Source organism: Bosea sp. AS-1 (genome assembly GCF_002220095.1).
Classification (GTDB): Bacteria; Pseudomonadota; Alphaproteobacteria; order Rhizobiales; family Beijerinckiaceae; genus Allobosea.
In genome coordinates this window covers 4,428,844-4,451,629 of the sequence record NZ_CP022372.1, presented here as the reverse complement: position 1 = coordinate 4,451,629, position 22,786 = coordinate 4,428,844, and the positions used below count along the sequence as shown (strand labels likewise).

The 22,786-nt window shown below is 66.8% G+C and carries 22 protein-coding genes; 10 read left to right on the top strand and 12 right to left on the bottom strand.

The genetic code is table 11. The annotated features are described in order from the left end of the window. Positions 1 to 27: 27 nt before the first annotated feature. From mmsB to CE453_RS22915, 4 genes are all read right to left on the bottom strand, one after another. Positions 28 to 915, bottom strand: coding sequence for a 3-hydroxyisobutyrate dehydrogenase (gene mmsB / locus CE453_RS22930; RefSeq protein WP_089176672.1), 888 nt, complete (start codon positions 913 to 915; stop codon positions 28 to 30). Between the two features lie 71 nt (positions 916 to 986). Continuing rightward, positions 987 to 2,141, bottom strand: a complete 1,155-nt coding sequence (locus CE453_RS22925) for an isobutyryl-CoA dehydrogenase (protein ID WP_089176671.1) — start codon at positions 2,139 to 2,141, stop codon at positions 987 to 989. Between the two features lie 2 nt (positions 2,142 to 2,143). Further along, complete coding sequence (locus CE453_RS22920) at positions 2,144 to 2,689, bottom strand: hypothetical protein (protein ID WP_089176670.1); 546 nt, start codon at positions 2,687 to 2,689, stop codon at positions 2,144 to 2,146. 23 nt (positions 2,690 to 2,712) lie between these two features. Further along, positions 2,713 to 4,209 carry a CoA-acylating methylmalonate-semialdehyde dehydrogenase gene (locus tag CE453_RS22915; RefSeq protein WP_089176669.1) on the bottom strand — a complete coding sequence of 499 codons (1,497 nt, stop codon included), beginning with the start codon at positions 4,207 to 4,209 and terminating at the stop codon, positions 2,713 to 2,715. 124 nt (positions 4,210 to 4,333) lie between these two features. Here CE453_RS22915 and CE453_RS22910 point away from each other — a divergent pair, with 124 nt between their 5' ends. After that, complete coding sequence (locus tag CE453_RS22910) at positions 4,334 to 5,263, top strand: LysR family transcriptional regulator (RefSeq protein ID WP_089176668.1); 930 nt, start codon at positions 4,334 to 4,336, stop codon at positions 5,261 to 5,263. 16 nt (positions 5,264 to 5,279) lie between these two features. Here CE453_RS22910 and CE453_RS22905 read toward each other — a convergent pair whose 3' ends face one another. Together CE453_RS22905 and CE453_RS22900 are read right to left on the bottom strand one after the other, a co-directional pair. Next, a complete protein-coding gene (locus CE453_RS22905; RefSeq protein ID WP_089176667.1) occupies positions 5,280 to 7,028 on the bottom strand; it encodes an ABC transporter permease in 1,749 nt (582 codons plus the stop codon). Between the two features lie 31 nt (positions 7,029 to 7,059). Next, positions 7,060 to 8,061 (bottom strand): ABC transporter substrate-binding protein, encoded by a 1,002-nt coding sequence (locus tag CE453_RS22900; RefSeq protein ID WP_248307849.1) that lies wholly within the window; start codon positions 8,059 to 8,061, stop codon positions 7,060 to 7,062. 194 nt (positions 8,062 to 8,255) lie between these two features. Between CE453_RS22900 and tal the strand changes: the two genes are divergently transcribed. The 5 genes from tal to CE453_RS22875 all read left to right on the top strand — a co-directional run bounded on the left by tal (position 8,256) and on the right by CE453_RS22875 (position 11,937). Beyond that, positions 8,256 to 9,209 (top strand): transaldolase, encoded by a 954-nt coding sequence (tal, locus tag CE453_RS22895; RefSeq protein ID WP_089176666.1) that lies wholly within the window; start codon positions 8,256 to 8,258, stop codon positions 9,207 to 9,209. A 3-nt stretch (positions 9,210 to 9,212) separates the two neighbouring features. Next, positions 9,213 to 9,923 carry an SDR family NAD(P)-dependent oxidoreductase gene (locus CE453_RS22890; protein ID WP_089176665.1) on the top strand — a complete coding sequence of 237 codons (711 nt, stop codon included), beginning with the start codon at positions 9,213 to 9,215 and terminating at the stop codon, positions 9,921 to 9,923. A 109-nt stretch (positions 9,924 to 10,032) separates the two neighbouring features. After that, positions 10,033 to 10,638, top strand: a complete 606-nt coding sequence (locus CE453_RS22885; RefSeq protein WP_089176664.1) for an HdeD family acid-resistance protein — start codon at positions 10,033 to 10,035, stop codon at positions 10,636 to 10,638. Between the two features lie 119 nt (positions 10,639 to 10,757). Next, complete coding sequence (locus CE453_RS22880; protein WP_089176663.1) at positions 10,758 to 11,321, top strand: YceI family protein; 564 nt, start codon at positions 10,758 to 10,760, stop codon at positions 11,319 to 11,321. A 37-nt stretch (positions 11,322 to 11,358) separates the two neighbouring features. Further along, entirely contained in the window at positions 11,359 to 11,937 is a 579-nt protein-coding gene (locus CE453_RS22875; protein ID WP_157733155.1) for a cytochrome b, read from the top strand. 108 nt (positions 11,938 to 12,045) lie between these two features. Here CE453_RS22875 and CE453_RS22870 read toward each other — a convergent pair whose 3' ends face one another. From CE453_RS22870 to amaB, 5 genes are all read right to left on the bottom strand, one after another. After that, positions 12,046 to 12,558, bottom strand: coding sequence for a hypothetical protein (locus tag CE453_RS22870; RefSeq protein WP_157733154.1), 513 nt, complete (start codon positions 12,556 to 12,558; stop codon positions 12,046 to 12,048). Between the two features lie 98 nt (positions 12,559 to 12,656). Beyond that, positions 12,657 to 14,333, bottom strand: a complete 1,677-nt coding sequence (locus CE453_RS22865) for a thiamine pyrophosphate-binding protein (protein WP_089176660.1) — start codon at positions 14,331 to 14,333, stop codon at positions 12,657 to 12,659. Then, positions 14,326 to 15,516, bottom strand: a complete 1,191-nt coding sequence (locus CE453_RS22860) for a CaiB/BaiF CoA transferase family protein (RefSeq protein ID WP_089176659.1) — start codon at positions 15,514 to 15,516, stop codon at positions 14,326 to 14,328. The genes CE453_RS22865 and CE453_RS22860 overlap by 8 nt, the downstream gene beginning before the upstream one ends. A 142-nt stretch (positions 15,517 to 15,658) precedes the next feature. After that, positions 15,659 to 16,855 carry an acyl-CoA dehydrogenase gene (locus CE453_RS22855; protein ID WP_089176658.1) on the bottom strand — a complete coding sequence of 399 codons (1,197 nt, stop codon included), beginning with the start codon at positions 16,853 to 16,855 and terminating at the stop codon, positions 15,659 to 15,661. Positions 16,856 to 16,982: 127 nt separating this feature from the next. After that, positions 16,983 to 18,503 carry an L-piperidine-6-carboxylate dehydrogenase gene (amaB, locus tag CE453_RS22850; RefSeq protein ID WP_089176657.1) on the bottom strand — a complete coding sequence of 507 codons (1,521 nt, stop codon included), beginning with the start codon at positions 18,501 to 18,503 and terminating at the stop codon, positions 16,983 to 16,985. A 149-nt stretch (positions 18,504 to 18,652) separates the two neighbouring features. Between amaB and gcvA the strand changes: the two genes are divergently transcribed. The 3 genes from gcvA (at position 18,653) to CE453_RS22835 (ending at position 21,395) form a co-directional block, all read left to right on the top strand. Beyond that, a complete protein-coding gene (gene gcvA / locus CE453_RS22845; RefSeq protein ID WP_089176656.1) occupies positions 18,653 to 19,567 on the top strand; it encodes a LysR family transcriptional regulator in 915 nt (304 codons plus the stop codon). Between the two features lie 85 nt (positions 19,568 to 19,652). After that, a complete protein-coding gene (locus CE453_RS22840) occupies positions 19,653 to 20,876 on the top strand; it encodes an NAD(P)/FAD-dependent oxidoreductase (RefSeq protein ID WP_089176655.1) in 1,224 nt (407 codons plus the stop codon). Positions 20,877 to 20,888: 12 nt separating this feature from the next. Beyond that, complete coding sequence (locus CE453_RS22835) at positions 20,889 to 21,395, top strand: DinB family protein (protein ID WP_089176654.1); 507 nt, start codon at positions 20,889 to 20,891, stop codon at positions 21,393 to 21,395. Between the two features lie 24 nt (positions 21,396 to 21,419). On the opposite strand, the gene CE453_RS22830 is transcribed toward CE453_RS22835, so the two are convergent. Beyond that, positions 21,420 to 21,974 (bottom strand): hypothetical protein, encoded by a 555-nt coding sequence (locus tag CE453_RS22830; protein WP_089176653.1) that lies wholly within the window; start codon positions 21,972 to 21,974, stop codon positions 21,420 to 21,422. Positions 21,975 to 22,147: 173 nt separating this feature from the next. Between CE453_RS22830 and CE453_RS22825 the strand changes: the two genes are divergently transcribed. Further along, positions 22,148 to 22,780 carry a LysE family translocator gene (locus tag CE453_RS22825; RefSeq protein WP_089178105.1) on the top strand — a complete coding sequence of 211 codons (633 nt, stop codon included), beginning with the start codon at positions 22,148 to 22,150 and terminating at the stop codon, positions 22,778 to 22,780. The last annotated feature ends 6 nt before the right edge of the window (positions 22,781 to 22,786 follow it).

The window sequence follows — 22,786 nt, the reverse complement described above, 5'->3', positions numbered from 1 at the left end:
CGCGACACCCTGCCGCGCAAGCGCCTCTCACGCCTGCCCGCGTCCCCGCAAAAGCTGGATGATCCCGGAGAAATCCGTGCCGCCTTCGCCCCAGGCATTGTGCAGTCCGAAGAGCTGCGCGGCCGCCGCCCCGAGCGGGGTCGAGGCGCCGGCGGCCTGGGCCGCTTCCTGCGACAGCTTGAGATCCTTCAGCATCAGCGCCGAGGCAAAACCGGGCTTGTAATCGTTGTTTGCCGGCGAGGTCGGTACCGGGCCGGGCACCGGGCAATAGGTGGTCAGCGACCAGCACTGGCCGGAGGAGGTCGAGGCGACGTCGAACAGCGCCTGATGCGAGAGGCCGAGCTTCTCGGCCAGCACGAAGGCCTCCGAGACACCGATCATCGAAATGCCGAGGATCATATTGTTGCAGATCTTCGCCGCCTGTCCGTTTCCGGCGCCACCGCAATGCACGATCTTGCGCCCCATCTTCGCGAGGATCGGCTCGCCCCTAGCGAAGGCGTCGTCGGTGCCGCCGACCATGAAGGTCAGGGTCGCGCCCTTGGCGCCGCCCGTGCCGCCCGAGACCGGAGCATCGAGCGAGGGGCAGTTGCGCTCGGCCGCCAGTGCATGCGCCTTGCGGGCGCTCTCGACGTCGATGGTCGAGGAATCGATCAGCAGCGTGCCCGGCTTCACTGCCGGCAGGATGTCGGCCCAGACCGAGAGCACGTGCTTGCCGGCCGGCAGCATGGTCACGACGACCTCCGCATCGGCCACGGCTTCCTTCGCCGAGCCGGCGATGCCTACTCCCATCTCGGCGGCGGCATCCTTCGACGCCTGCACGAGATCGAAGGCCTTGACGCTATGCCCCGCCTTGACGAGGTTCCCGGCCATCGGGCCGCCCATATTGCCGAGGCCGATGAAGGCGATGCTGGTCATTGGCGTTGTCTCCCTTGGTTTTCCGTCATGGCCGGCCCCGAGCGTGGCCCGAACGAACCTGACACCGGCTCTCAATTTCCCTTGGCGCGCCCCACCAGGCCACGCGCGACGATCATCCGCATGACCTCGTTGGTGCCTTCGAGGATCTGGTGGACGCGCAGGTCCCTGACGATCTTCTCGATGCCGTAATCGGCGAGATAGCCGTAGCCGCCATGGATCTGCAGCGCATCGTTGGCGACCTCGAAGCCGGTATCGGTAGCGACGCGCTTGGCCATGGCGCAAAGCTTGGTCGCGTCCGGCGTCTTGGCGTCCAGCGCCGAGGCCGCACGCCAGAGGAAGGTGCGGGCCGCCTCCAGCTCGGTCGCCATGTCGGCGAGCTTGAACTGCAGCGCCTGGAAATCGGCGATCGGCGAGCCGAAGGCCTTGCGCTCCTTGGCATAGGCGACAGCCTTGTCGAGCGCGCCTTGCGCGCCGCCGATCGAGCAGGCTCCGATATTAAGCCGGCCGCCATCGAGGCCCGCCATGGCGATCTTGAAGCCGATGCCTTCCGGCCCGAGGCGGTTCGCCACCGGCACGCGGCAATTCTCGAAGATCACGGCGCGCGTCGGCTGGGCGTTCCAGCCCATCTTCTTCTCGTTGGCGCCGAAGGAGAGGCCCGGCGTGCCCTTCTCGACGACGATGGTCGAGATGCCGGCCGGGCCGGGCTCGCCGGTGCGCGCCATCACGACATAGATATCGGAGACGCCGGCGCCGGAGATGAACTGCTTTTGCCCGTCGAGCACATAATGGTCGCCGTCCAGCACGGCTTTCGTCTTCAGCGCAGCGGCGTCCGAGCCGGCGCCGGGCTCGGTCAGGCAATAGCTCGCCAGATGCTCCATGGTGCAGAGCCTGGGCAGAAAGCGCTGGCGCTGTTCGTCAGAGCCGTAGCGGTCGATCATCCAGGCGCACATGTTGTGGATCGAGATATAGGCTGCGACCGTCGGGCAGCCGGTCGAGAGCGCCTCGAAGATCAGCGCCGCATCGAGCCGCGAAAGGCCGGAACCGCCGACATCGTCGCGGATATAGATGCCACCCATGCCGAGCGCGGCGGCGGCACGCATCTCCTCGACCGGGAAATGCTTCTCCTCGTCCCAGCGCGCGGCATGGGGGGCGAGTGTCTCGGCGGCGAATTCCTGCGCCATGTCGCGGATGGCGATCTGGTCCTCGGTCAGGGAAAACGGCGTCAAGGCTAGCGCTCCTGAGGCTTGAGGACGGTCCTGCCTGACCGCGGCGATTGCAGGCGCCGTTGGCCGGGAAAGGCCCCGTCATAGGGGGTGGTGTTGCCGCGGTGCGGCGACAGGGGCGAGTCGAGCGCGACGAAGTCGGCGGGCGTCGGTGGGCCCTCACCCTTGCCGATGAAGACCCGCGGTCCCTTGTCGGTCACGACGACGTCGCCATAGGCGAGAGTGCCGCCGCCGATGAAGCTCTCGGTCGTGATCGGCGGGGGCGGTGGCGGAGGCAGGGCGGCCTCGCGCTCCCGCCGCAGCCGGTTTTCCTCGATGATGCGCGCGACATGCGCTTCGTTGCGCCGGCGCATCTCCTCGATCCGGCTTTGCCAGAGCGCTTGGCAATGGCTCCGCTGGGCCGCGTCGAGTGTCAGATGCTCGACGACTCCCGACTCGCAGAAAGCGTCCTCCGGCGAGGCGGGCGAGAGCGTGTCCTGCGCGAGGGCAGGCAACGCCGCGCAGCAGAGGAGGGCGAGCGACGGTGCGGACCTGCGCAGCGATCGCTCCATGACCTCCTCCGTCGGTGGGCGCCTCAGTTCATCGTCGGGATGACGAAGCTCGCACCGTCCTTGATACCGCTCGGCCAGCGCGCCGTCACCGTCTTGGTCTTGGTGTAGAAGCGGATCGCGTCCGGCCCGTGCTGGTTGAGATCGCCGAAGGCGGAGCGCTTCCAGCCGCCGAAGGTGTAGTAGGCCAGCGGAACCGGGATCGGCAGGTTGATGCCGACCATGCCGACCTGGACCTTCGACGCGAAGTCGCGGGCCGCATCGCCGTCGCGGGTGAAGATCGCGGTGCCGTTGCCGTATTCGTTGTCGTTGGTGAGCTTCAGCGCCTCGTCATAGGTGTCGGCGCGCACCACCGACAGGACGGGCCCGAAGATCTCCTCCTTGTAGATGCGCATGTCCTTGGTGACGTTGTCGAACAGGCAGCCGCCGACATAGAAGCCGTTCTCATAGCCCTGCATCTTGAAGTCGCGGCCGTCGACCAGGAGCTTGGCGCCTTCCTTCACGCCGATGTCGACATAGGACTTGATCTTTTCCATCGCCGCCTTGGTCACGACCGGGCCGTAATCGGCGCTGAGGTCGGTCGAGGGGCCGATCTTCAGGCTCTCGACGCGCGGGATCAGGCGCTTCACCAGTTCGTCGGCGGTGGCCTTCCCGACAGGCACGGCGACCGAGATCGCCATGCAGCGTTCGCCGGCCGAGCCATAACCGGCGCCGATCAGCGCATCGACCGTCTGGTCCATGTCGGCGTCGGGCATGATGATCATGTGGTTCTTGGCGCCGCCGAAGCACTGCACGCGCTTACCGGCCGCGCAGCCGCGAGTGTAGATATATTCCGCGATCGGGGTCGAGCCGACGAAGCCGATCGCCTTGATCTCGGGATGGTCGAGGATGGCGTCGACCGCCTCCTTGTCGCCGTTGACGACATTGAGGATGCCGGGAGGGCCGCCGGCCTCGACGAAGAGCTCGGCGAGGCGCATCGGCACGCCGGGGTCACGCTCGGACGGCTTCAGGATGAAGGCGTTGCCGCAGGCGATGGCGGGGCCGAGCTTCCAGAGCGGGATCATCGCCGGGAAGTTGAACGGGGTGATGCCGGCGACGACGCCGAGCGGCTGGCGCATCGAGTAGATGTCGATGCCGGGGCCGGCGCCGTCGGTGAACTCGCCCTTCATCAGGCCGGGGATGCCGAGCGAATATTCGATCACCTCGACGCCGCGCTGGATGTCGCCCTTGGCGTCGGGAATGGTCTTGCCGTGCTCGCGGGCGAGCAGATCGGCGAGTTCGTCGTTGTTCTGGGCGATCAGGTCGAGGAACTTCATCAGCACGCGGGCACGGCGCTGCGGGTTGACCGCCGCCCATTTCGGCTGTGCCTCGGCAGCGTTCTGCACCGCGGCGTCGAGCTCGGCGGCGGAGGCCAGAGCCACCTTGCCGATCACCGAGCCATCCATCGGCTGGTAGATGTCGGCCGTGCGGCCAGAGGTGCCGGCGACGTTCTTGCCGCCGATGAAATGTCCGACCTGACGCATGGGCGCCCTCCCTACGAATTGCTGTTGTGGTGATCCCGCCTCTTCCCTACCATTCTCGTTTGCGCACGGCTATAGCGAGAGTGGAACGTCAGTCGTGCAAAAACACAAATACGAGGAGGGAGGCTTGGAGCGCTTCGATTGGGACGATCTCCGTTTCTTTCTCGCGGTGGCGCGCTCTGGGCGCCTGACGGCCGCGGCCCGCCGGCTCGGCGCCGACCATGCCACAGTCTCGCGCCGCATCACCTCGCTGGAGGAGGCGCTGAAGGCGAAGCTCTTCGAGCGTCGCCCGCAGGGCTATACGCTGACCGCCCATGGCGAGCGCCTTCTCGCCAAGGCCGAAAGCATGGAGACTGAGGCGCTCGCGATCCAGAGCGATATCGGCGGCGCCGACATGGCGCTGTCGGGCACGGTCAGGATCGGCGCGCCGGACGGCTTCGGCACTTCCTTCCTGGCCCCGCGGCTCGCGCTCTTCGCGAAATCCTATCCGGGGCTGGAGATCCAGTTGATCGCCATGCCGCGCCTGCTCTCGCTGTCGAAACGCGAAGCTGACGTCGCGATCACGCTTGCCCCGCCGAAGGAGGGCAAGGTGGTGGCACGCAAGCTCGCCGATTATCGCCTCGGCCTCTACGCTGCGCGGGACTATCTCGCCGCGATGCCGCCGGTGACGAGGCCCGATGATCTCTTCGAGCACCGTATCATCGGCTATATCGACGACCTGATCTTCTCACCGGAGCTCGACTACCTCGACGAGGTCGCCAAAGGCTTGCGCGCCCATGTCCAGAGCTCGAGCGTCATCGCGCAGATGAACGCCGTCGTCGCCGGAGCGGGAATCGGCGTGATCCACCACTTCATGGCGGAGGGCGATCCCAGGCTCGTCCCGGTGCTGCCCGATACGGTGCAGATCACGCGCTCCTTCTGGCTGCTTGTCCATGCCGACCTCAAGGATGTCGCGCGGGTACGCGCCATCGTCGACTTCGTCGTCAGGGAGGCCAAGGCATCCCGCTCGCTGCTGATGGGCGAGCCGAAACCGGAGTTGCGGGCGGCGGCGGAGTAGATGCTGAAACAAGGAGCTAGATCCGCCAGGGCAGTACGTTTTGCGGCAGGCGTCGGCCGAGAACATCGAGGATCAGCATGACCGCAAGGATCACAACCGAGGCGCTGATCGCGATGGCCGCGGCCTCGCCCGCGAGCCCGGCCTCCTTCAGGCTGAACAGCACGACGCCGAGCGTCTCCGTGCCCGAAGACCAGAGCAGTGCCGAGACGGTCAGTTCGTTGAAGGCGACGAGGAAGACCATCAGCGCCGAGACGGCGGCAGCGGGAGCCAGAATCGGCCCGACGATGAAGCGCAGCATCTGCCAGAGGCTGGCGCCGTCGAGCCTGGCAGCTTCCTCGTGATGCGCTTCGATCTGGGCCATCGCGGCGAGCGGTGCCTTCAGCGCGAGCGGCAGAAAGCGAGCCAGATAGGCGAAGAGGATGATGAAGGGCGTGCCGTAGAGGCTGACGCCGACCAGCGGCAGCGGCCTGAGGAAGATCAGGATGCAGGCGATAGCGAGCACCACGCCGGGCAGGGCATAGGGCAGCTCGACGACGAGCTCGACCGCGCGCCTGAGCTTGCCCATCCGCCGCTCCAGACCGTAGGCGAAGGCGATCGCGGTCAGCGAGAGCAGGATCGCGGCGACGGCCGCGAACCAGAACGAGTTCCAGAAGGCGCGAATGGTGACGGCCTGGCGGAACAGAACCTCGGCGAATTTGTCGAAGGTCAGGCTCTGCCAGGAGAGCGGCACGCCGAGCGCCGGAGTCAGCGCTTCGCTCAAAAGCGCGAAGAGGGGCAGGCCGAGCTTGACGACGAGTAGCAGCCAGAGCGCCGCGGCCACGAACATGCGGGCCGAGCCCAGCTGCCAATAGGGTTCGAGCGGCCTTTCGATTTCGACTCTGCCGCCCTGGCGCCGCGCGACCGTCATGCCGGCCAGGATGCCGAGCGCGGCGACCATGCCGACGAGCAGGGCCAGTGCCGCCGCCTCCGGCAGGCTCTCGGGACCGAAGCTCGACAGCCGGCGATAGATCAGGGTCGGCAGGGTCAGGTAGTTCACCGGCAGGCCGAGCAGGGCGGGGATGCCGAAATTGCCGACGCCGGCGACAAAGGCGATCAGCCCGGCCGCGATCAGTTGCGGGCGCAGTACCGGCAGGATGATCCGAGCCGTGATGGTCGCAGGACCAGCACCCTCCATCTGCGCCGCCTCGACCAGCGAATGCGGGATGCTGCGCAGGCCCGTCCAGAGCGTGATCGCGACCAGCGGTGCATGGTGCAGCGCCATCACCAGGATGATGCCGCCGCTCCCGAGCAGCGGGTTCGCCGTGCCCGGCTCCGGCGCGAGCCCCAGCAGCATCAGCACCTGCGAGTTCGGTGCGAGCAGGCTGAGGAAGGCCAGCGCTGCGACTTGCGGCGCGATCATCATCGAGAAAACGAAGCCGAAGGCGAGCGGGCGCTTGCCGCGGACATCGGTGACGCCCAGCGCCAGAGCGACGATGGCGCCGATCGCGAGCGCTCCCAGCGCCGAGAAGAACGAGGTGTCGAGCGTATGCAGCGTGGCAGCCGCAGCCGAGCGGCTCGTGATCGCCTCGATGGCGGTCGCCGGCGCAAATTGCCAGCCTGGTGCAAAGGCGGCCAGCAGGAGCCGCAGGAACGGCAAGCCGCCGAAGAGCAGGGCGACCGCGACGACGAGCGCCGGCAGGCCGGCCTCGGAGGGCAGGGAAAACTGCGGCAGCCGGATCCCGGGGGCGGGGTCCGGCTGCCGTGGTTGGCGTAGGACGAGCGTCATCGCGCCGGCTGTCCCGAAGGGGGGAGCGCGATCACTCGAAGATCGCGCCGAAGCGCTTGCGGGCTGCGTCCGACTCGGCCAGCGCCTTGGCGGCGTCGAAGGGCATCAGCTTGATGGCGTCGCGGGCCGGGTAGCCGGCTGGCAGGGCGACATCGGGCCGCGCCGGGACGTAGCCCTGCTTCAGCGCCACTTCCTGGCCATCCTTGGACAGCGCGAAGTCGATGAAGGCGCGGGCGGCTGCCTCGTTCTTGGTGCCCTTGAGGATGGCGACGGGCTCGCTGACGGAGGAGACGCCCTCGCTCGGGAAGACAAAGGCGACCGGCGCGCCCTTGGCCTTCTCGCGGATCGGCATGAAGTCGACGATCATGCCGTAGAGCTTCTCGCCCGTGGCGACCTGGCGCAGGATGTCGCCATTGGCCCCGGCGGCGAGTGTGCCGTTGTCCTTCAGAGCCTCGTAGTACTTCCAGCCGTCCTTGAGGTTGCTGGTCAGGGTGATGGTGTGGATCAGCGCGGCACCCGAGTTCAGCGGGCTCGGCATGGCGATCTGGTTCTTCGCCTCCGGCTTGGTGAGGTCGAGCCAGCTCGTCGGCTGCATCGTCGCCTTGGTATTGTAGACGATGCCGGTGGTGATCAGCTTGGTCGCGAACCAGAACTTGGCCGGGTCGTGGATGCCGGCGGGATAGGCGGAGACGTCGGCCTTGTCGTAGGCCTCGAGCCGGCCTTCCTTCTTCAGCCCTTCCATGGTCACGGAATCGGCGATCAGCAGCACGTCGGCCTGCGGCGCGCCGGCCTCGAATTCGGCCCGAAGCTTCGCCAGGATGCGCGGCGTTCCGTCGCGGACGAAGGAGATGTCGACCTTCGGATACTTGGCCTTGAAGGCATCGATGGTCTGCTGAGCGTCGGTGTTGGGCTGGCTCGTATAGAGCACGAGCTTGCCCTCGACGCCCTGCGCCTGGGCACCGAATGTCGCGACGATGAGGCCGGCGGCAACCGTGAAGGCGCTCAATGCCTTGCGCTGCATATTCTTCTCCATCTCTGGCCGCTTCTGCGGGATGGCGCTGCCGGTAGACCCTGCGCGTGACAGTTCCGTGAAGCTTGTGTCGTAAATGGCCGGCGGGCGCGTGTCACCCGGACGCATGGCCGGATTGCCATGGCGGGCTCGCAATGGCAGGTCAGAGGCGCCACATTGTGGATGACCGCTCAAGACCAGGACCCCGGGAACAGATCATGGCTTCCAAGCTCGACCAGCTCCGCGAGATGACCACCGTCGTCGCCGACACCGGCGACATCGAGGCGGTGCGCCGGCTCAAGCCGGTCGACTGCACCACCAATCCGACGCTGCTGCTCAAGGCGGTCGAGACTCCGGCCTATGCCCATCTCGTCGACGAGGCCATCGCCTGGGGCCGCAAGCAGGGCAGTGGCGAGAAGGCCGTCCATGCGATCTGCGACCGTCTGGCCGTCAGCCTCGGCACCGAACTGAGCAAGATCGTGCCCGGCCGCGTCTCGACCGAGGTCGACGCGGATCTCTCCTTCGACATGAAGGCTTCGATCGAGAAGGCACGCGCCATCATCGCGGCTTATGAGGAGCGTGGGGTCGGGCGTGACCGCATCCTGATCAAGCTCGCATCGACCTGGGAGGGCCTGCAGGCCGCCAAGGTGCTGCAGGGCGAGGGCATCGACTGCAACATGACCCTACTCTTCGCGCTGCCGCAGGCCGTGGCCGCGGCCGATGCCGACGCCTTCCTGATCTCGCCCTTCGTCGGGCGCATCCTCGACTGGCACGTCAAGGCCGGCGGCGGCCCCTACACGCCGGAGACCGATCCTGGCGTGATCTCGGTCCGCACCATCTACGCCTACTACAAGACCTATGGCATCGACACGGTGGTGATGGGCGCTTCCTTCCGCAACACCGGCGAGATCGAGGCGCTGGCCGGCTGCGACCGACTGACCATCGGCCCTGGCCTGCTCGACGAGCTTGCGGCCGCGACAGGCGAGCTTCCGCGCCAGCTCAAGCCCGACGCGCCCGGCAAGGCACCCGCGAAGCTCTCGCTCGACGAAAAGGCCTTCCGCTTCGCCATGAACGAGGATGCCATGGCGACCGAAAAGCTGGCCGAGGGCATCCGCGGCTTCGTCAAGGACCTGCGCAGCCTGCGCAAGCTCGTCACCGAAAAGCTCGCCTGAGCCATGGCGCAAGCGCGGATCGCCGTCGTCACCGGCGGCGCCAAGGGTATCGGAGCGGCGGTCGCCACCAGGCTCGAGCAGGACGGGCTGACGCCTGTCATCTGGGACCTCGCGGCACCGGCCGCCGATGGGCGGGCTTACGTCCGCTGCGATGTCGCCGATGAAGCTTCGGTGGCGGCGGCAACGGCCGCCACGGAGCGCGAGCACGGCCCGATTGCCGTGCTCGTCAACAATGCCGGGCTTACGGGCCCTTCGACCACGGTGGCCGAAACCCCGCTGGCGCAGTGGCGCAAGATTCAGGCGGTCAATCTCGACGGTACTTTCCTGTGCTCACGCGCCGTCGCGGCGGTGATGGCGCCGCGTGGCTATGGCCGCATCGTCAACATCGCCTCGCTCGCGGGCAAGGAGGGCACCCCGACGCTGTCGGGCTACAGCGCCGCCAAGGCTGGCGTCATCGCGCTCACCAAGGCCCATGGCAAGGAGCTGGCCGGCACCGGCATTCTGGTCAACGCGGTCGCACCGGCCGCCATCGAGACCGAACTGCTCCAGCAGATGAGCGAGGAGACGGTCGCGACGATGATCGGCAAAAGCCCGCTGAAGCGGCTCGGCACCGTCGATGAGCTGGCGGAACTCGTCGCCTGGCTGGTGAGCGAGCGCTGCAGTTTCTCGACCGGAGCGGTGTTCGATTTGTCCGGCGGTCGCGCGACCTATTGAAAGGCGAGTGGCCGCATCCGATTGACGCGGCGGTTGCGCAGGTCTCTCATGTCGGGGTCTGACAGGCGGTCCCGATCGTCGGCGGCTGCCCCAAACGGAGCCGGTCGCCATGAGCACACCCTCTGAAACCTCCGCGCATCAGCCTGCTTCCCTGGGCACGCATCTCGTCCCGCTGCGCCGCAACTGGGGCTGGCTGATGGCCGCCGGCATCGCCCTGATCGTCCTTGGCGTCATCGGCCTCGGTTCGGTCGCTCTCCTCAGCGTTGCAAGCGCGGTGTGGTTCGGCGCGATGATCTTCGTCGGCGGCATCGTCGTGTTGATCGACGCCTTCCGCCAACAGGGCTGGAAGAGCCGGCTGCTACACATTCTGATCGGCGTCCTCTACCTCGCGGTCGGGGCGGTCACCTTCGCCAATCCGTTGGCGGCCACCGCTTCGCTGACGCTGCTCGCCGGCTGCGGCCTCGTGGCGACGGGGGCGTTGCGCCTCATCGTCGCCTTTCAGAACCGCGAATTGCCGTATTGGGGCTGGGTCGCCTTCTCGGGCCTGTTGTCGGTCGTGCTCGGCGGCATGATCATCGCGCAATGGCCGGCCTCGAGCCTGTGGGTGCTGGGCACCTTCCTTGCCATCGAATTGATCTTCCAGGGCTGGGCGGCGATCGCGCTGGCCCGCGCCATCCGCTCGACCTTCGACGGCGTGATCACCAAGCGCGGCTGAGGGCTGCGCTCGCGGCTTGTCGCGCCGCTTCACCTTTGCGTGTGGCGGCGCGTTTTGCCACGGCTTTTCCACGGATGCGGCGCTAGCTTGGGCGAGTCTCAAGCTGCCTGTGGTGCACCATGGTCCGGCCTGCCGTCCTTGCTTTCGGAGCCCTCCTGCTCGGCTTGCCCGTCCAGGCCCAGTCGAGCTGGAATTTCGATCGGACCTCGACGCAGATCAGCTTCATCGGCCATCGCTTCGGCGCGATCGTCACCAACGGCCGCTTCGAGCGCTATGACGGCACCTTCTCGATCGATTTCGACCACCCTGAGAAGAGCCGCATCAAGGTCACGCTCGACACGGCTTCGATCAAGGCGGGCTCCGCCCTGGTCGACGGCTTCATCGCCGGGGCGAGCATGCTCGACAGCGCGAAATACCCCACCGCGACCTTCGTCTCGGACAGCGTGACGCGAACAGGCGACCATGATCTCGAGATCCGGGGCAGCCTCACCATCAAGGGTATGACGCATCCCATCCGGGTGCGCGTCATGATCGATGGCGACGTCGACAAGGCCCGGCGCGGTGAGGCACTGCCCTTCCGCGCCAGCGGCAGCTTCCTGCGGCCGGTCTACGATATCGGTCGTGACGTCAACATCGTGGACGATCAGATCGACATCGAGATCAAGGGCCGGCTGGCGCGATGAGCGCGAAGGCGCGATGGCAAAAGGACCTGGCGAAAGCTTGCTATCCAGAAGAGCGCGGCGTCGCGTCAGCGAACCGACGCGCTGGCATCCGGCCAGCGTCGCATTGCATTGGCTCACCTTCCTGCTGATCCTGTTCCAGTTCTGGGTTTCCGGCCCGATGCTGGACGAGAAGCGCGATCTGATCGCGCGCTTCGAACTCTATCAACTCCACAAGTCGGTTGGGCTGACCATCGCAGCCTTCGTCCTGCTGCGGCTGGTTCTGCGGGTCACGCTGTCCCAGCCAGATCCCGAGAACCAGAACCCGTGGCTGCGCCGCGCCGCTGCGCTGGTCCATGCCGCGCTCTATCTCTGCATCGTCGCGCTGCCGATCTCGGGCCTGCTGATGGCGGCTGCGGCGCCGATCCAGATTCCGACGCTCTATTTCGGGCTGTTCCAGGTGCCGCACCCGATCGGCCCGAACCCCGCCATCTACCAGCGGATGCTGTGGCTGCATGACCGGCTTGGCAACATCTTGATCGTGCTGGGGAGTGTCCATGTGGCGGCGGTCGCCGTCCACATGCTGCTCTGGCGTGACGGGTTGCTTGGCCGGATGTGGTTCGGCCGACGCTGGCTGTAGAAGCGTCTAGAGCATTTTCAAGCGAAGTGGACACCGGTTCGCGTGAAGACAATGCGGTAAAGCAAGAGCCCGGAGTCGATCCGCGATTCAAGGAGTTGCGGAGCGGCTCTAATGGGTCGTCTCGGGGCGGTCGTTCTCGCCTGCTTCCGCCGTCACGGTTTCCGTCTTGGTCGGCTCGCTGTGGAACATGGTGCGGCCACCGGCGGCTGCGGTCTGCAGCTTCTGCTTCCAGCCCTTGGGGTCGCTGCCGCCGAGGGCGACGAAATCGGCGGGGCGTGACGCGTCGCTGTCGCGGCCCTGATAGACCAGCACCCCGCCTGCGGTGACCACGATGTCCCCACGTCGCAGCGTCGGGTCCTTTAGATACCAATAGGGGTCGGTTTGCGGATCGAGCTTGATCACGGGCGGCTTCGGCTTCGATGCGACTTCAGGCGCGCGATGACGCGGCCTGGCTCGCGGCGCCTCGTCGTCGAATTCGTAGATCGGTGACGCATAGACGCGCGGCCCTCCGAAGATGGCGCGTGCCAATCCCTCGAACAGTCCGGCTGCTTCGGCACTGGGCGCAGCCGCCGCCGTGAGCAGAGCCATCGCCCCGAGCCGGACCGCAATGCCGTGTTTCACCGCCGCACCCTCCGCACTGTCGCCTATCAACGACTTATGGTCGCGAAAGGTTCGGTTTCGGTTCAGGCGCGACAGTAAATTTTTCGCTTCTGGCGCGATCAGCGCTTGCCCTGTGCCGCGAAAGCTTCCGCCCGGATCGTCGAGAGCGACTTCGCCGGGGTGATCGCCTCGGGGTTGAGCAGGCAGTGGATGATCGCGGGCTTGCCGCTCTTCACCGCGCGCCCGAAGGCCGGCGCGAACTCCGAGGTCTTCTCGACACGCTCGCCGTGGCCGCCGAAGGCCTTGGCATAGGCGGCGAAATCCGGGTTCTTCAGCGTCGTCGCCGAGACACGGCCGGGATATTCTCGCTCCTGATGCATGCGGATCGTGCCGTACATGCCGTTATCGACCACGATGACGATGACGGGCAGGTCGTATTGCACGGCCGTCGCGAAATCCTGGCCGTTCATCAGGAAGCAGCCGTCGCCGGCGAAGGCGATGACGGTGCGCTCCGGGAAGATCCGCTTGGCGCCGATCGCCGCCGGCACGCCGTAGCCCATCGAGCCCGAGGTCGGGGCGAGCTGCGTCGCGAATTTGTTGAAGCGGTGGAAGCGATGCAGCCAGGTCGCGTAATTGCCGGCGCCATTGCACATGATGGCGTCGTCGGGGAGCTGGCTGCGCAGCCAGCGTACCATCTCGCCGGGGTGGAACTCGCCGGGCACCGGCGCCGGCTGCTCGCTCCAGGCGATATAGGTTTCATGCGCGGCGGCGGGGGCGCCTTTCCAGGCCGGGGCCTTGGGCGGCTCGATCGTCTTGAGCGCGGCGCAGAAGCCGGCCGGTGACGCGTTGATCGCAAGCGTCGGACGATAGACCCGTCCAAGCTCCTCCGGATCGGGATGGACATGCACCAGCGGCCGGCCCGGATTCGGAATGCCGAACAGGGTGTAGGACTGGCTCGGCATCTCAGAGAGGCGCCCGCCGACGAGCAGGACGAGGTCGCTCTCCTTGATGCGGGCGAGCAGCTTCGGGTTCGGGCCGATGCCGAGATCGCCGGCGAAGTTCGGATGATCGGCCGGGAACAGCATCTGCCGGCGGAACGAGACCGCTACGGGCAGGTCGAAGCTTTCGGCGAAGGCCCGGAAATCGGCGATCGCCTCCGGGCTCCAGCGCGAGCCGCCGAGGATCGCGATGGGCGACTTGGCTGCGGCAAAGCGCTTGGCGAGATCGGTCATCTGCGCCGGGGCAGGGTGCTGCTCGGTGACCTGAGAGGGCTCGGCGTCGGCGACGTCGGCGAGGTCGGTCAGCACGTCCTCGGGCAGCGCGATCACGACTGGGCCGGGCCGGCCCGAGGTCGCAACATGGAAGGCGCGGCTGATGATCTCCGGGATGCGCGCGGCATCGTCGATCTCGGTCGCCCACTTGGTCATGGTGCCGAAGACGGCGCGGTAATCGAGCTCCTGGAAGGCCTCGCGCTCGCGCATGCTGCCGTCGATCTGGCCGACGAAGAGGATCAGCGGGGTCGAGTCCTGGTCGGCGATATGGATGCCGGGCGAGGCGTTGGTCGCACCGGGGCCGCGCGTCACGAAGCAGATGCCCGGCTTGCCGGTGAGCTTGCCGGCGGCTTCCGCCATCATGCAGGCGCCGCCCTCGGCGCGGCAGATGGTGACCTTCATCGAGGCGTCGTGCAGCGCATCGAGCACGGCGAGATAGCTCTCGCCGGGCACGCAGAAGGCGTCGGTGGCGCCGTGGATCAGAAGCTGGTCGACGAGGATCTGCCCGCCAGTGCGATTAGCCATGCTGCGGCCCTCCCCAGGCCGGATCGTTCAAAATGTCGTCGGCATGTTCCCCGAGCCTTGGGCTCGGACGCCCTGCTACCTGCCGCACGCCGTTCATGACGATGGGCGAGGCGACGGTCGGAATGCTGCCCGCTTTCGCAGCCGCGCTCGGCAGCGCGACCTTGACGCCACGCGCGATGATCTGCGGGTCGGCGAAGACCTCGCCGATATCGTTGATCGGGCCGGCGGGCACGCCGACCTTCTCCAGTCCAGCGAGGAGATCGGTCTTGGCATAGCGCTGGCAGAGCAGGTGCAGTTTCGCGGTCAGCGCGACACGGTTCTTCACCCGCGACTTGTTGTCGAGATAATCAGGATGGTCGGCCAAAGCCGGCTCGCCCAGCACCTCGCAGAGCTTGCGCCACTGCCCGTCATTGCCGGTCGCGATGATGATATGGCCGTCCGCCACCGGGAACACGTCATAGGGCACGATGTTCGGGTGAGCGTTGCCGAGCCTTGGCGGCGGGTTGCCGCCAACGAGATAGTTCATCGCCTGGTTGCCGAGCACGGCGACCTGCGAGTCGAGCAAGGCGAGATCGAGCGTCGCGCCTTCGCCGGTCGCATCGCGCTGGCGGAGCGCCGAGAGGATGCCGACCGTGGCGTAGAGCCCTGTATAGATGTCCGCGACCGCATAGCCCGCCTTCATCGGCGCGCCCGCCGGTTCGCCGGTGATCGACATCGCCCCGCCCATGCCCTGGACGAGGAAGTCGTAGCCGGCGCGCGGCGCATAGGGGCCGTCCTGCCCGAAGCCGGTGACCGAGCAATAGACGAGGCGCGGGAAGTTCTTGCGCAGCGAGGCCGCGTCGAGCCCGTATTTCGAGAGGCCGCCGACCTTGAAGTTCTCGATCACGACATCGGCATGGGCGGCCAGACGCCGGACCAGTGCCTGTCCCTCAGGCGTACGGAAATCGGCGGTGATCGAACGCTTGCCGCGATTGGCGGCGTGGAAATAGGCGGCGGAGAGATGCTCGTCGCCGGTGCCTTCGACGAAGGGCGGACCCCATTTGCGGGTGTCGTCGCCTTCGGGCGCCTCGACCTTGACGACATCGGCGCCGAGGTCGGCCAGGAGCTGGCCGATCCAGGGACCTGCGAGGATGCGCGCCAGTTCGAGGACGCGCAGGCCGGCGAGGGGAGGAGAGGGGGGCATCAGGCTCGATCCGCGCCGTCATCCCGGCCGGAGCGAAGCGGAGAGCCGGGATCCATGCCTGACCGCCAATCGGCGATGTTCCGGAATGGATCCCGGGTCGACCTTCGGTCGCCCGGGATGACGCGGAGGGGGTGGGTAGGGCTCAGAAGAACGCCTGCAGGCCGGTGATCGCCCGGCCGAGGATCAGCGCGTGGACGTCATGCGTGCCCTCATAGGTGTTCACCGTCTCGAGGTTCGCGGCGTGGCGCATCACCTGGTACTCGATCTGGATGCCGTTGCCGCCATGCATGTCGCGAGCTTGGCGGGCGATGTCGAGCGCCTTGCCACAATTGTTGCGCTTGACCAGCGAGATCATCTCCGGGGCCATCTTGCCGTCGTCGAGCAGGCGCCCGACACGGAGCGAGCCCTGCAGGCCGAGCGTGATCTCGGTCAGCATGTCCGCGAGCTTCTTCTGGTAGAGCTGCGTCTGGGCGAGCGGCTTGTTGAACTGCTTGCGGTCAAGCCCGTACTGGCGGGCGCGGTGGAAGCAATCCTCGGCGGCGCCCATCACGCCCCAGGAGATGCCGTAGCGGGCGCGGTTGAGGCAGCCGAACGGGCCGGACAGACCCGAGACGTTCGGCAGCAGGTTCTCTTCCGGCACGATGACGCCGTCCATGACGACCTCGCCGGTGATCGAGGCGCGTAGCGAAAGCTTGCCGCCTATCTTCGGCGCGGAGAGGCCCTTCATGCCTTTTTCGAGGATGAAGCCGCGGATCTGGTTGTCATGCGCGGCCGACTTGGCCCAGACGACGAAGACGTCGGCGATCGGCGAGTTCGAGATCCACATCTTGGAGCCGGTCAGCTTGTAGCCGTCGGCGACCTTCTCGGCGCGGGTCTTCATGCCGCCGGGATCGGAGCCGGCATCCGGCTCGGTCAGGCCGAAGCAGCCGACCCATTCGCCGGAGCCGAGCTTCGGCAGGTACTTCTTGCGCTGCTCCTCGCTGCCATAGGCATAGATCGGGAACATCACCAGCGAGGACTGCACCGACATCATCGAGCGGTAGCCGGAGTCGATGCGCTCGACCTCGCGGGCGACGAGCCCGTAGGAGACGTAGTTGGCGCCGGCGCAGCCATATTCCTCGGGGACGGTGACGCCGAGCAGGCCGAGTTCGCCCATTTCGTTGAAGATCGAGCGATCGGTCTTCTCGTCGAGATAGGCGTCATGGATGCGCGGAGCGAGCTTCTCCTGCGCATAGGCGCGGGCCGTGTCGCGGATCAGCCGCTCGTCCTCGTTCAGCTGCTCGTCGAGCAGGTAGGCATCGTCCCAGGTGAACTTCGCGAGCTTGTGGCTGCCGGCCATGGTGTTCGTCTCCCCGATATTCAGACCGTCATGATCGGGCTCGACCCGACCATCCCGGAAACCTGTGTTGTCTTGTCATGAGTTTCCCGGGCCGCCGCGAAGCGGCGCCCGGGAATGACGTTGTGCGTCACGCATCCACGTCGAAGCTGACGCCCTGCGCCAGCGGCAGCGTGGTGCCGTAGTTCAGCGTGTTGGTGGCGCGGCGCATATAGGCCTTCCAGGCGTCCGAGCCGGCCTCGCGGCCGCCGCCCGTCTCCTTCTCGCCGCCGAACGCGCCGCCAATCTCGGCGCCCGAGGGGCCGATATTGACGTTGGCGATGCCGCAATCCGAACCCTCGTCGGAAACGAAGAGCTCGGCCTCGCGCATGTTCAGCGTGAAGATCGAGGAGGAGAGACCAGCGCCGACGGCGTTCTGGATCGCGATCGCCTCGTCGATGGACTTGTACTTCATCACATAGAGGATCGGGGCGAAGGTCTCGCGCTCGACCGGGCCGCACTGCCTGGGCATCTCGACCAGGGCCGGGCGGACATAGAAGCCGCCAGCTCCGACATCGACCTTCTCGCCGCCATGGACCTTGCCGCCCTCGGCCTTGGCCTCGGAGAGCGCCTTCTGCATGCCCTGATAGGCGGCCTCGTCGACCAGCGGGCCGACCAGCACGCCGGCTTCGCGGGGATCGCCGATCTTCACCGAGCCGTAGACCTTGGCGAGCTTCGGCACGAGCGCGTCGTAGACGCTTTCATGCACGATCAGGCGGCGCAGCGTGGTGCAGCGCTGGCCGGCGGTGCCCATCGCCGCGAAGGCGATGCCGCGCAGCGCTATGTCGAGATCGGCCGACGGGGCGACGATCGCGGCGTTGTTGCCGCCGAGTTCCAGGATGGCGCGGGCGAAGCGCGCGGCGAGCTTCTGGCCGACTTCCTTGCCCATGCGGGTCGAGCCGGTGGCCGAGACGACCGGAACGCGATGATCCTGGACCAGGATGTCGCCGAGCTCGCGGCCGCCGATCAGGACTTCCGACAAGCCGATCGGAGCCTCGGGGCCGAAGCGCTTCATCGTCTTCTCGACGATAGCCTGCACGGCGAGCGCCGTGAGCGGGGTCTTCTCGGAAGGCTTCCAGACGACGCTGTCGCCGCAGACAAAGGCGAGCGCCGCATTCCACGACCAGACCGCGACCGGGAAGTTGAAGGCCGAGATCACGCCGCAGATGCCGATCGGGTGCCAGGTCTCCATCATGCGATGGTTCGGGCGCTCGGTGGCGACGGTCAGGCCGTAGAGCTGGCGCGACAGGCCGACGGCGAAATCGCAGATATCGATCATCTCCTGGACCTCGCCGAGGCCCTCGGAGGTGACCTTGCCGGCTTCCAGCGTCACCAGCAGGCCGAGATCGGTCTTGGCGGCGCGCAACTCCTCGCCGAGCAGGCGGACGAACTCGCCGCGTCGCGGCGCCGGCACCTTGCGCCAGGCGAGGTAGGCGGACTGGGCCCGACCGATCGCGGCCTCGGCCTCGACAGGGCTGGTCTCACGCAGGGTCACGACGGTCTCGCCAGTGATCGGCGAACGGGCCGAGAGGCCAGCATCGGCATAGGCGCTCTCGGAAACGCCGAGGCGCTTGAGCAGGGCGAGCGTGTCTTTCGGCAGGGATGTGGCCATCTGTGTCTTCCAGCGGTCGCGGGCAAGGGCCCTGGGGCGCATGACATAAGGGCGCGGAAACCAGGGTCGCCGCGCTCAGGCCGGGAGAATGCCCTCTTTCCTATCGATGGGGCAACCGATATGTTCTCACCACTTGATGAGTTTTGATCATGGATGATGCCTTCGTTCCTGGCCGCCTTTCCGTGCCCTCCCTATCCGCGCTCGCGGCGTTCGAGGCCGCGGCCCGGCATGGCAGCTTCACCCGCGCCGCCGAGGAGCTGAACCTGACGCAAGGGGCCGTCAGCCGGCAGGTCGCCCATCTCGAGGAGGTGCTCGGCGTCAGTCTGTTCGAGCGCGTCAAGAAGCGCGTCAGCCTCACTGTCGCCGGTGCGGCCTATGCTGTGGAGGTTCGCGATGGCTTGTCACGGCTTGCCGCTGCCACCGTCTCCGCCATGGCTTTCCGGGGCGCGGCTGGCGTGCTCAACCTCGCGATCCTGCCGACCTTCGGCACGCGCTGGCTGATCCCGCGTCTGCCGCGTTTCATCGAAGCCCATCCCGGTATCACGATCAATTTCGCCACCAAGCTCGTGCCCTTCGACTTCGGCCGCGAGCCGCTCGACGCCGCGGTCCATTTTGGCGACCCGGTCTGGCCCGGGGCTCGGCTGCACCGTCTGATGGGAGAGGAGATCGTGCCGGTCGCCTCGCCAGCCCTCGTCGCCCGCTTCGGCCTTTCGGAGCCGGCCGACATGCTGAAGGCGCCGCTGTTGCAGCAATCGACGCGGCCCCGCGCCTGGGCCAACTGGCTGGAAGAACAGGGCCTGCCGCCGCAGCGGGCCTTGATGGGGCCGCGCTTCGAGCAGTTCGCCATGGTTTCGCAGGCGGCAGTGGCGGGGCTCGGTCTCGCCATCGTGCCGCGGTTCCTCGTCGAGGAGGAATTGCGCTCGGGGGCGCTCGTCATCCCGGTCGACCGGTCCTTGGTCGGGCAGGAAGGCTATTATCTCGTCTATCCGGAGGAGAAGGCGAACCTACCGACCGTCACCGCGTTCCGGGATTGGCTCCTGGCGGAGTTCGCCTCTTCGACTTAGCCTCTCGACAAGCGCCGCCTCTCGGGTCATTCATGCGCAGAATTCACCAACCGGCTCTCTTCAGGGCCGCCGCGCGAGGCTCGCCATGTCGTCCGTCTCCGAAACCGCCGATGTCGTGATTTGCGGCGGCGCCGCGATCGGCTCCTCGGTTGCCTACCACCTTGCTGCCGAGCCAGGCTTCTCAGGCAAGGTCTTGGTCATCGAGAAGGATCCGACCTATCGCTATTCGGCTTCGGCGCTTTCGGCGGCCTCGATCCGTCAGCAGTTCTCAAGCGCGGTGAACATCCGCATCTCGCTCTTCGGCATCGACTTCCTGCGCAATATCGGCCGCCACCTTTCGGTCGATGGCGAGGTGCCGGCGATCGATCTTCACGAGGGCGGTTATCTTTATCTCGCCGGGGAGGAAGGGCAGAAGATTCTCGAAGCCAACCAGAGGCTTCAGCAGCAGGAGGGAGCCGATATCGCGCTCTATGCTGCGGATATGCTGCGCAGCAAATTCCCGTGGCTGAACACTTCGGATCTCGCCTGCGGCACGTTTGGCGTCAGCGGCGAGGGCTGGTTCGATGGCTGGGCTTTGCTGCAGGCGTTCCGCAAGAAGGCGCGCAGTCTCGGCATCGAATATCGGCAGGGCGAGGTCGCCCGCTACCTCACGGAGAACGGCCGCATCACCGGCGTCGAGCTCGCCGATGGCAGCCGCATCGCCTGCGGCTCGGTGGTCAACGCCAGTGGCACCCATGGCGCGAAGCTGGCGGCGACGGCGGGCGTTTCGATCCCGGTGAAGTCGATGAAGCGCTATGTCTTCACCTTCACCTGCAAGGGCGATGTCGGGAACTGCCCGTTGCTGATCGATACCGCCGGCGCCTGGTGCCGGCCGGAAGGCCAGCGCACGGCGGAAGGCCAGCTCTTCATCGGCAGCTGCTCACCATTGACCCCCGAACAGGATGTCGAATGGGTCGAGACCGACCCGGCGGCCGAAGACGTCGACTGGCCGTTCTTCGAGGAGGCGGTCTGGGCGCCGCTGGCGCACCGCATCCCGGCTTTCGAAGAGATCAGGCCCGGTCGCGCCTGGGCTGGCCCCTACGATATGTGTGGGCTCGACCATAACGCCATCGTGGGGCCGGCAGTCGGTGTCCCGAATCTCTATCTTGCCAATGGCTTCTCGGGCCACGGCCTGCAGCAGTCGCCGGCGGTCGGACGCGGCATTGCCGAGCACATCGCGCATGGCAGCTATCGCTCGCTCGACCTTGCCGATCTCGGTCATGAGCGCATCGTGGCGGGCAGGCCGCTTGCGGAGGCCAACATCATCTGACGAGGAGGCCGCATGGTCGATCCCGCTTTCGTCCAGACCATGGCCCGCTACAATGCCTGGCAGAACCGCAGCCTGATGGCGGCTGCGGACGGGTTGACCGACGAGGCTCGCAAGCTCGACCGCGGCGCCTTCTTCAAGTCGATCCACGGCACCTTCAACCATGTCCTCTGGGGCGATGAGACTTGGCTCAGCCGCCTTGCCGGCAGCGAGAAGCCTTCCGTCGGCGGCCGCGATTCGGCGGCTTATTTCGAAGGCTGGGCACAGTTCTGCGCACGCCGGCGCCAGCGCGACCAGTTCATTCTGGACTGGGCGGACAAGGTCACGGCTGACTGGCTGCGCGGCACGCTGATCTGGTATTCGGGTGCTGCCGGTCGCGAGATGGGCAGGCCGCGTGGCTTCGTGATCGCGCATTTCTTCAACCACCAGACCCATCATCGCGGCCAGATCCACGGCATGCTGACCGCGGCGGGAGCGAAGCCCGACGATACCGATCTTTTCCTCGTCGACGAGCGGCGTTGAGGGGCGTTTCGTTTCAAACGCGGGTTATCCCGGCTCTGCGCTTCGCTTCGGCCGGGACGACCCGCGTTTGGAGCTCGATCTCGAAAGCCTCGATTCAACGCTCTCGGCTGCGTCCTCATCCTCGCCCCGATCGGGCGGCACAGCGGCTGTCGCATGCTGGCTGAGCCGCTGAAACAGGCCGAGGCCGACCAGCGCGAGGACGGCTAACAGCACCAGCAGGCCGGGATAGACGATTTCGCTCATCGTCTCGCGGGTGGTCTTGGCGACCAGGACCAGCGCTTCCAGCGACAGCGCCACGATCATGATCGACATGAACTTGGTCAACGAACCGCGGGCCTCGGCAGGGCGGCGCATCTCGCGATCCGCCACCACCTCCTCCTCGAACAGAAACTTGCCGACATCCGCGACGGCGACGGCGATGATGACGAGGCCGATCGCGTCCAGCATGCCGTCGAGCGCATTCTCGCCGGTCCAGTAGCCGGTGGCCGTGCGCCAGACCGCGACGCCGATCAACATCACCGAGGCGCCGAGCAGCGCGAAGGAAATCACAGTGTAGAGCATGCGGCTGAAGAGCGTCATGCTTCCCCCTTTGCGTTTGCAGCCCACAACCGCTGGGGCTTCCGCGGGTTCCGCCCGGAGCGCCGCCCGACCCGTATCCATCGCGGCGCTGCATGGCCGCCTTGGCGATGCCGTCAATTGTTTGGTGCGACGATCCATGCTCCAAGCGCGGGATCCTGCTGGAGCGCTCGCCCATGCCCGAGATGACGACACTCGCGACCTTTGCCCTGATCGCGCTCGGCATGGTGCTCACGCCGGGGCCGAACATGATCTACCTGATCTCGCGCTCGATCGCACAGGGCAGGGCAGCGGGGCTGATCTCGCTAGGCGGCGTCATCCTCGGCTTCTTCGTCTACATGTTCTGCGCGGCCTTCGGCATCACGGCGCTGCTCTTCGCCGTGCCTTATGCCTATGACGCGCTGCGGCTCGGCGGGGCCGCCTATCTGCTCTGGCTCGCCTGGCAGGCGGTGCGCCCCGGTGGACGCTCGCCCTTTCATTTGCGCGATCTGCCGCATGATGGGCCGCGCAAGCTCTTCGCCATGGGCCTGCTGACCAGCCTGCTCAACCCGAAGATCGCGATGCTCTATCTCGCCTTGCTGCCGCAGTTCATCGATCCGGCCGCCGGCCATGTGCTGAGCCAGTCGATCGTGCTGGGCTTCACCCAGATCGTCATCAGTGGCAGTGTGAACGCGCTGATCGCGATGGCCGCCGGCGGCATTGCGCTGTTCCTCAAGACGCGGCCTTTCTGGTCGCTGGTGCAGCGCTGGTTGATGGGCACGGTGCTCGCCGGCTTTGCCCTGCGCATGGCGATGGAAGCGCGCCGCTGATCGCCG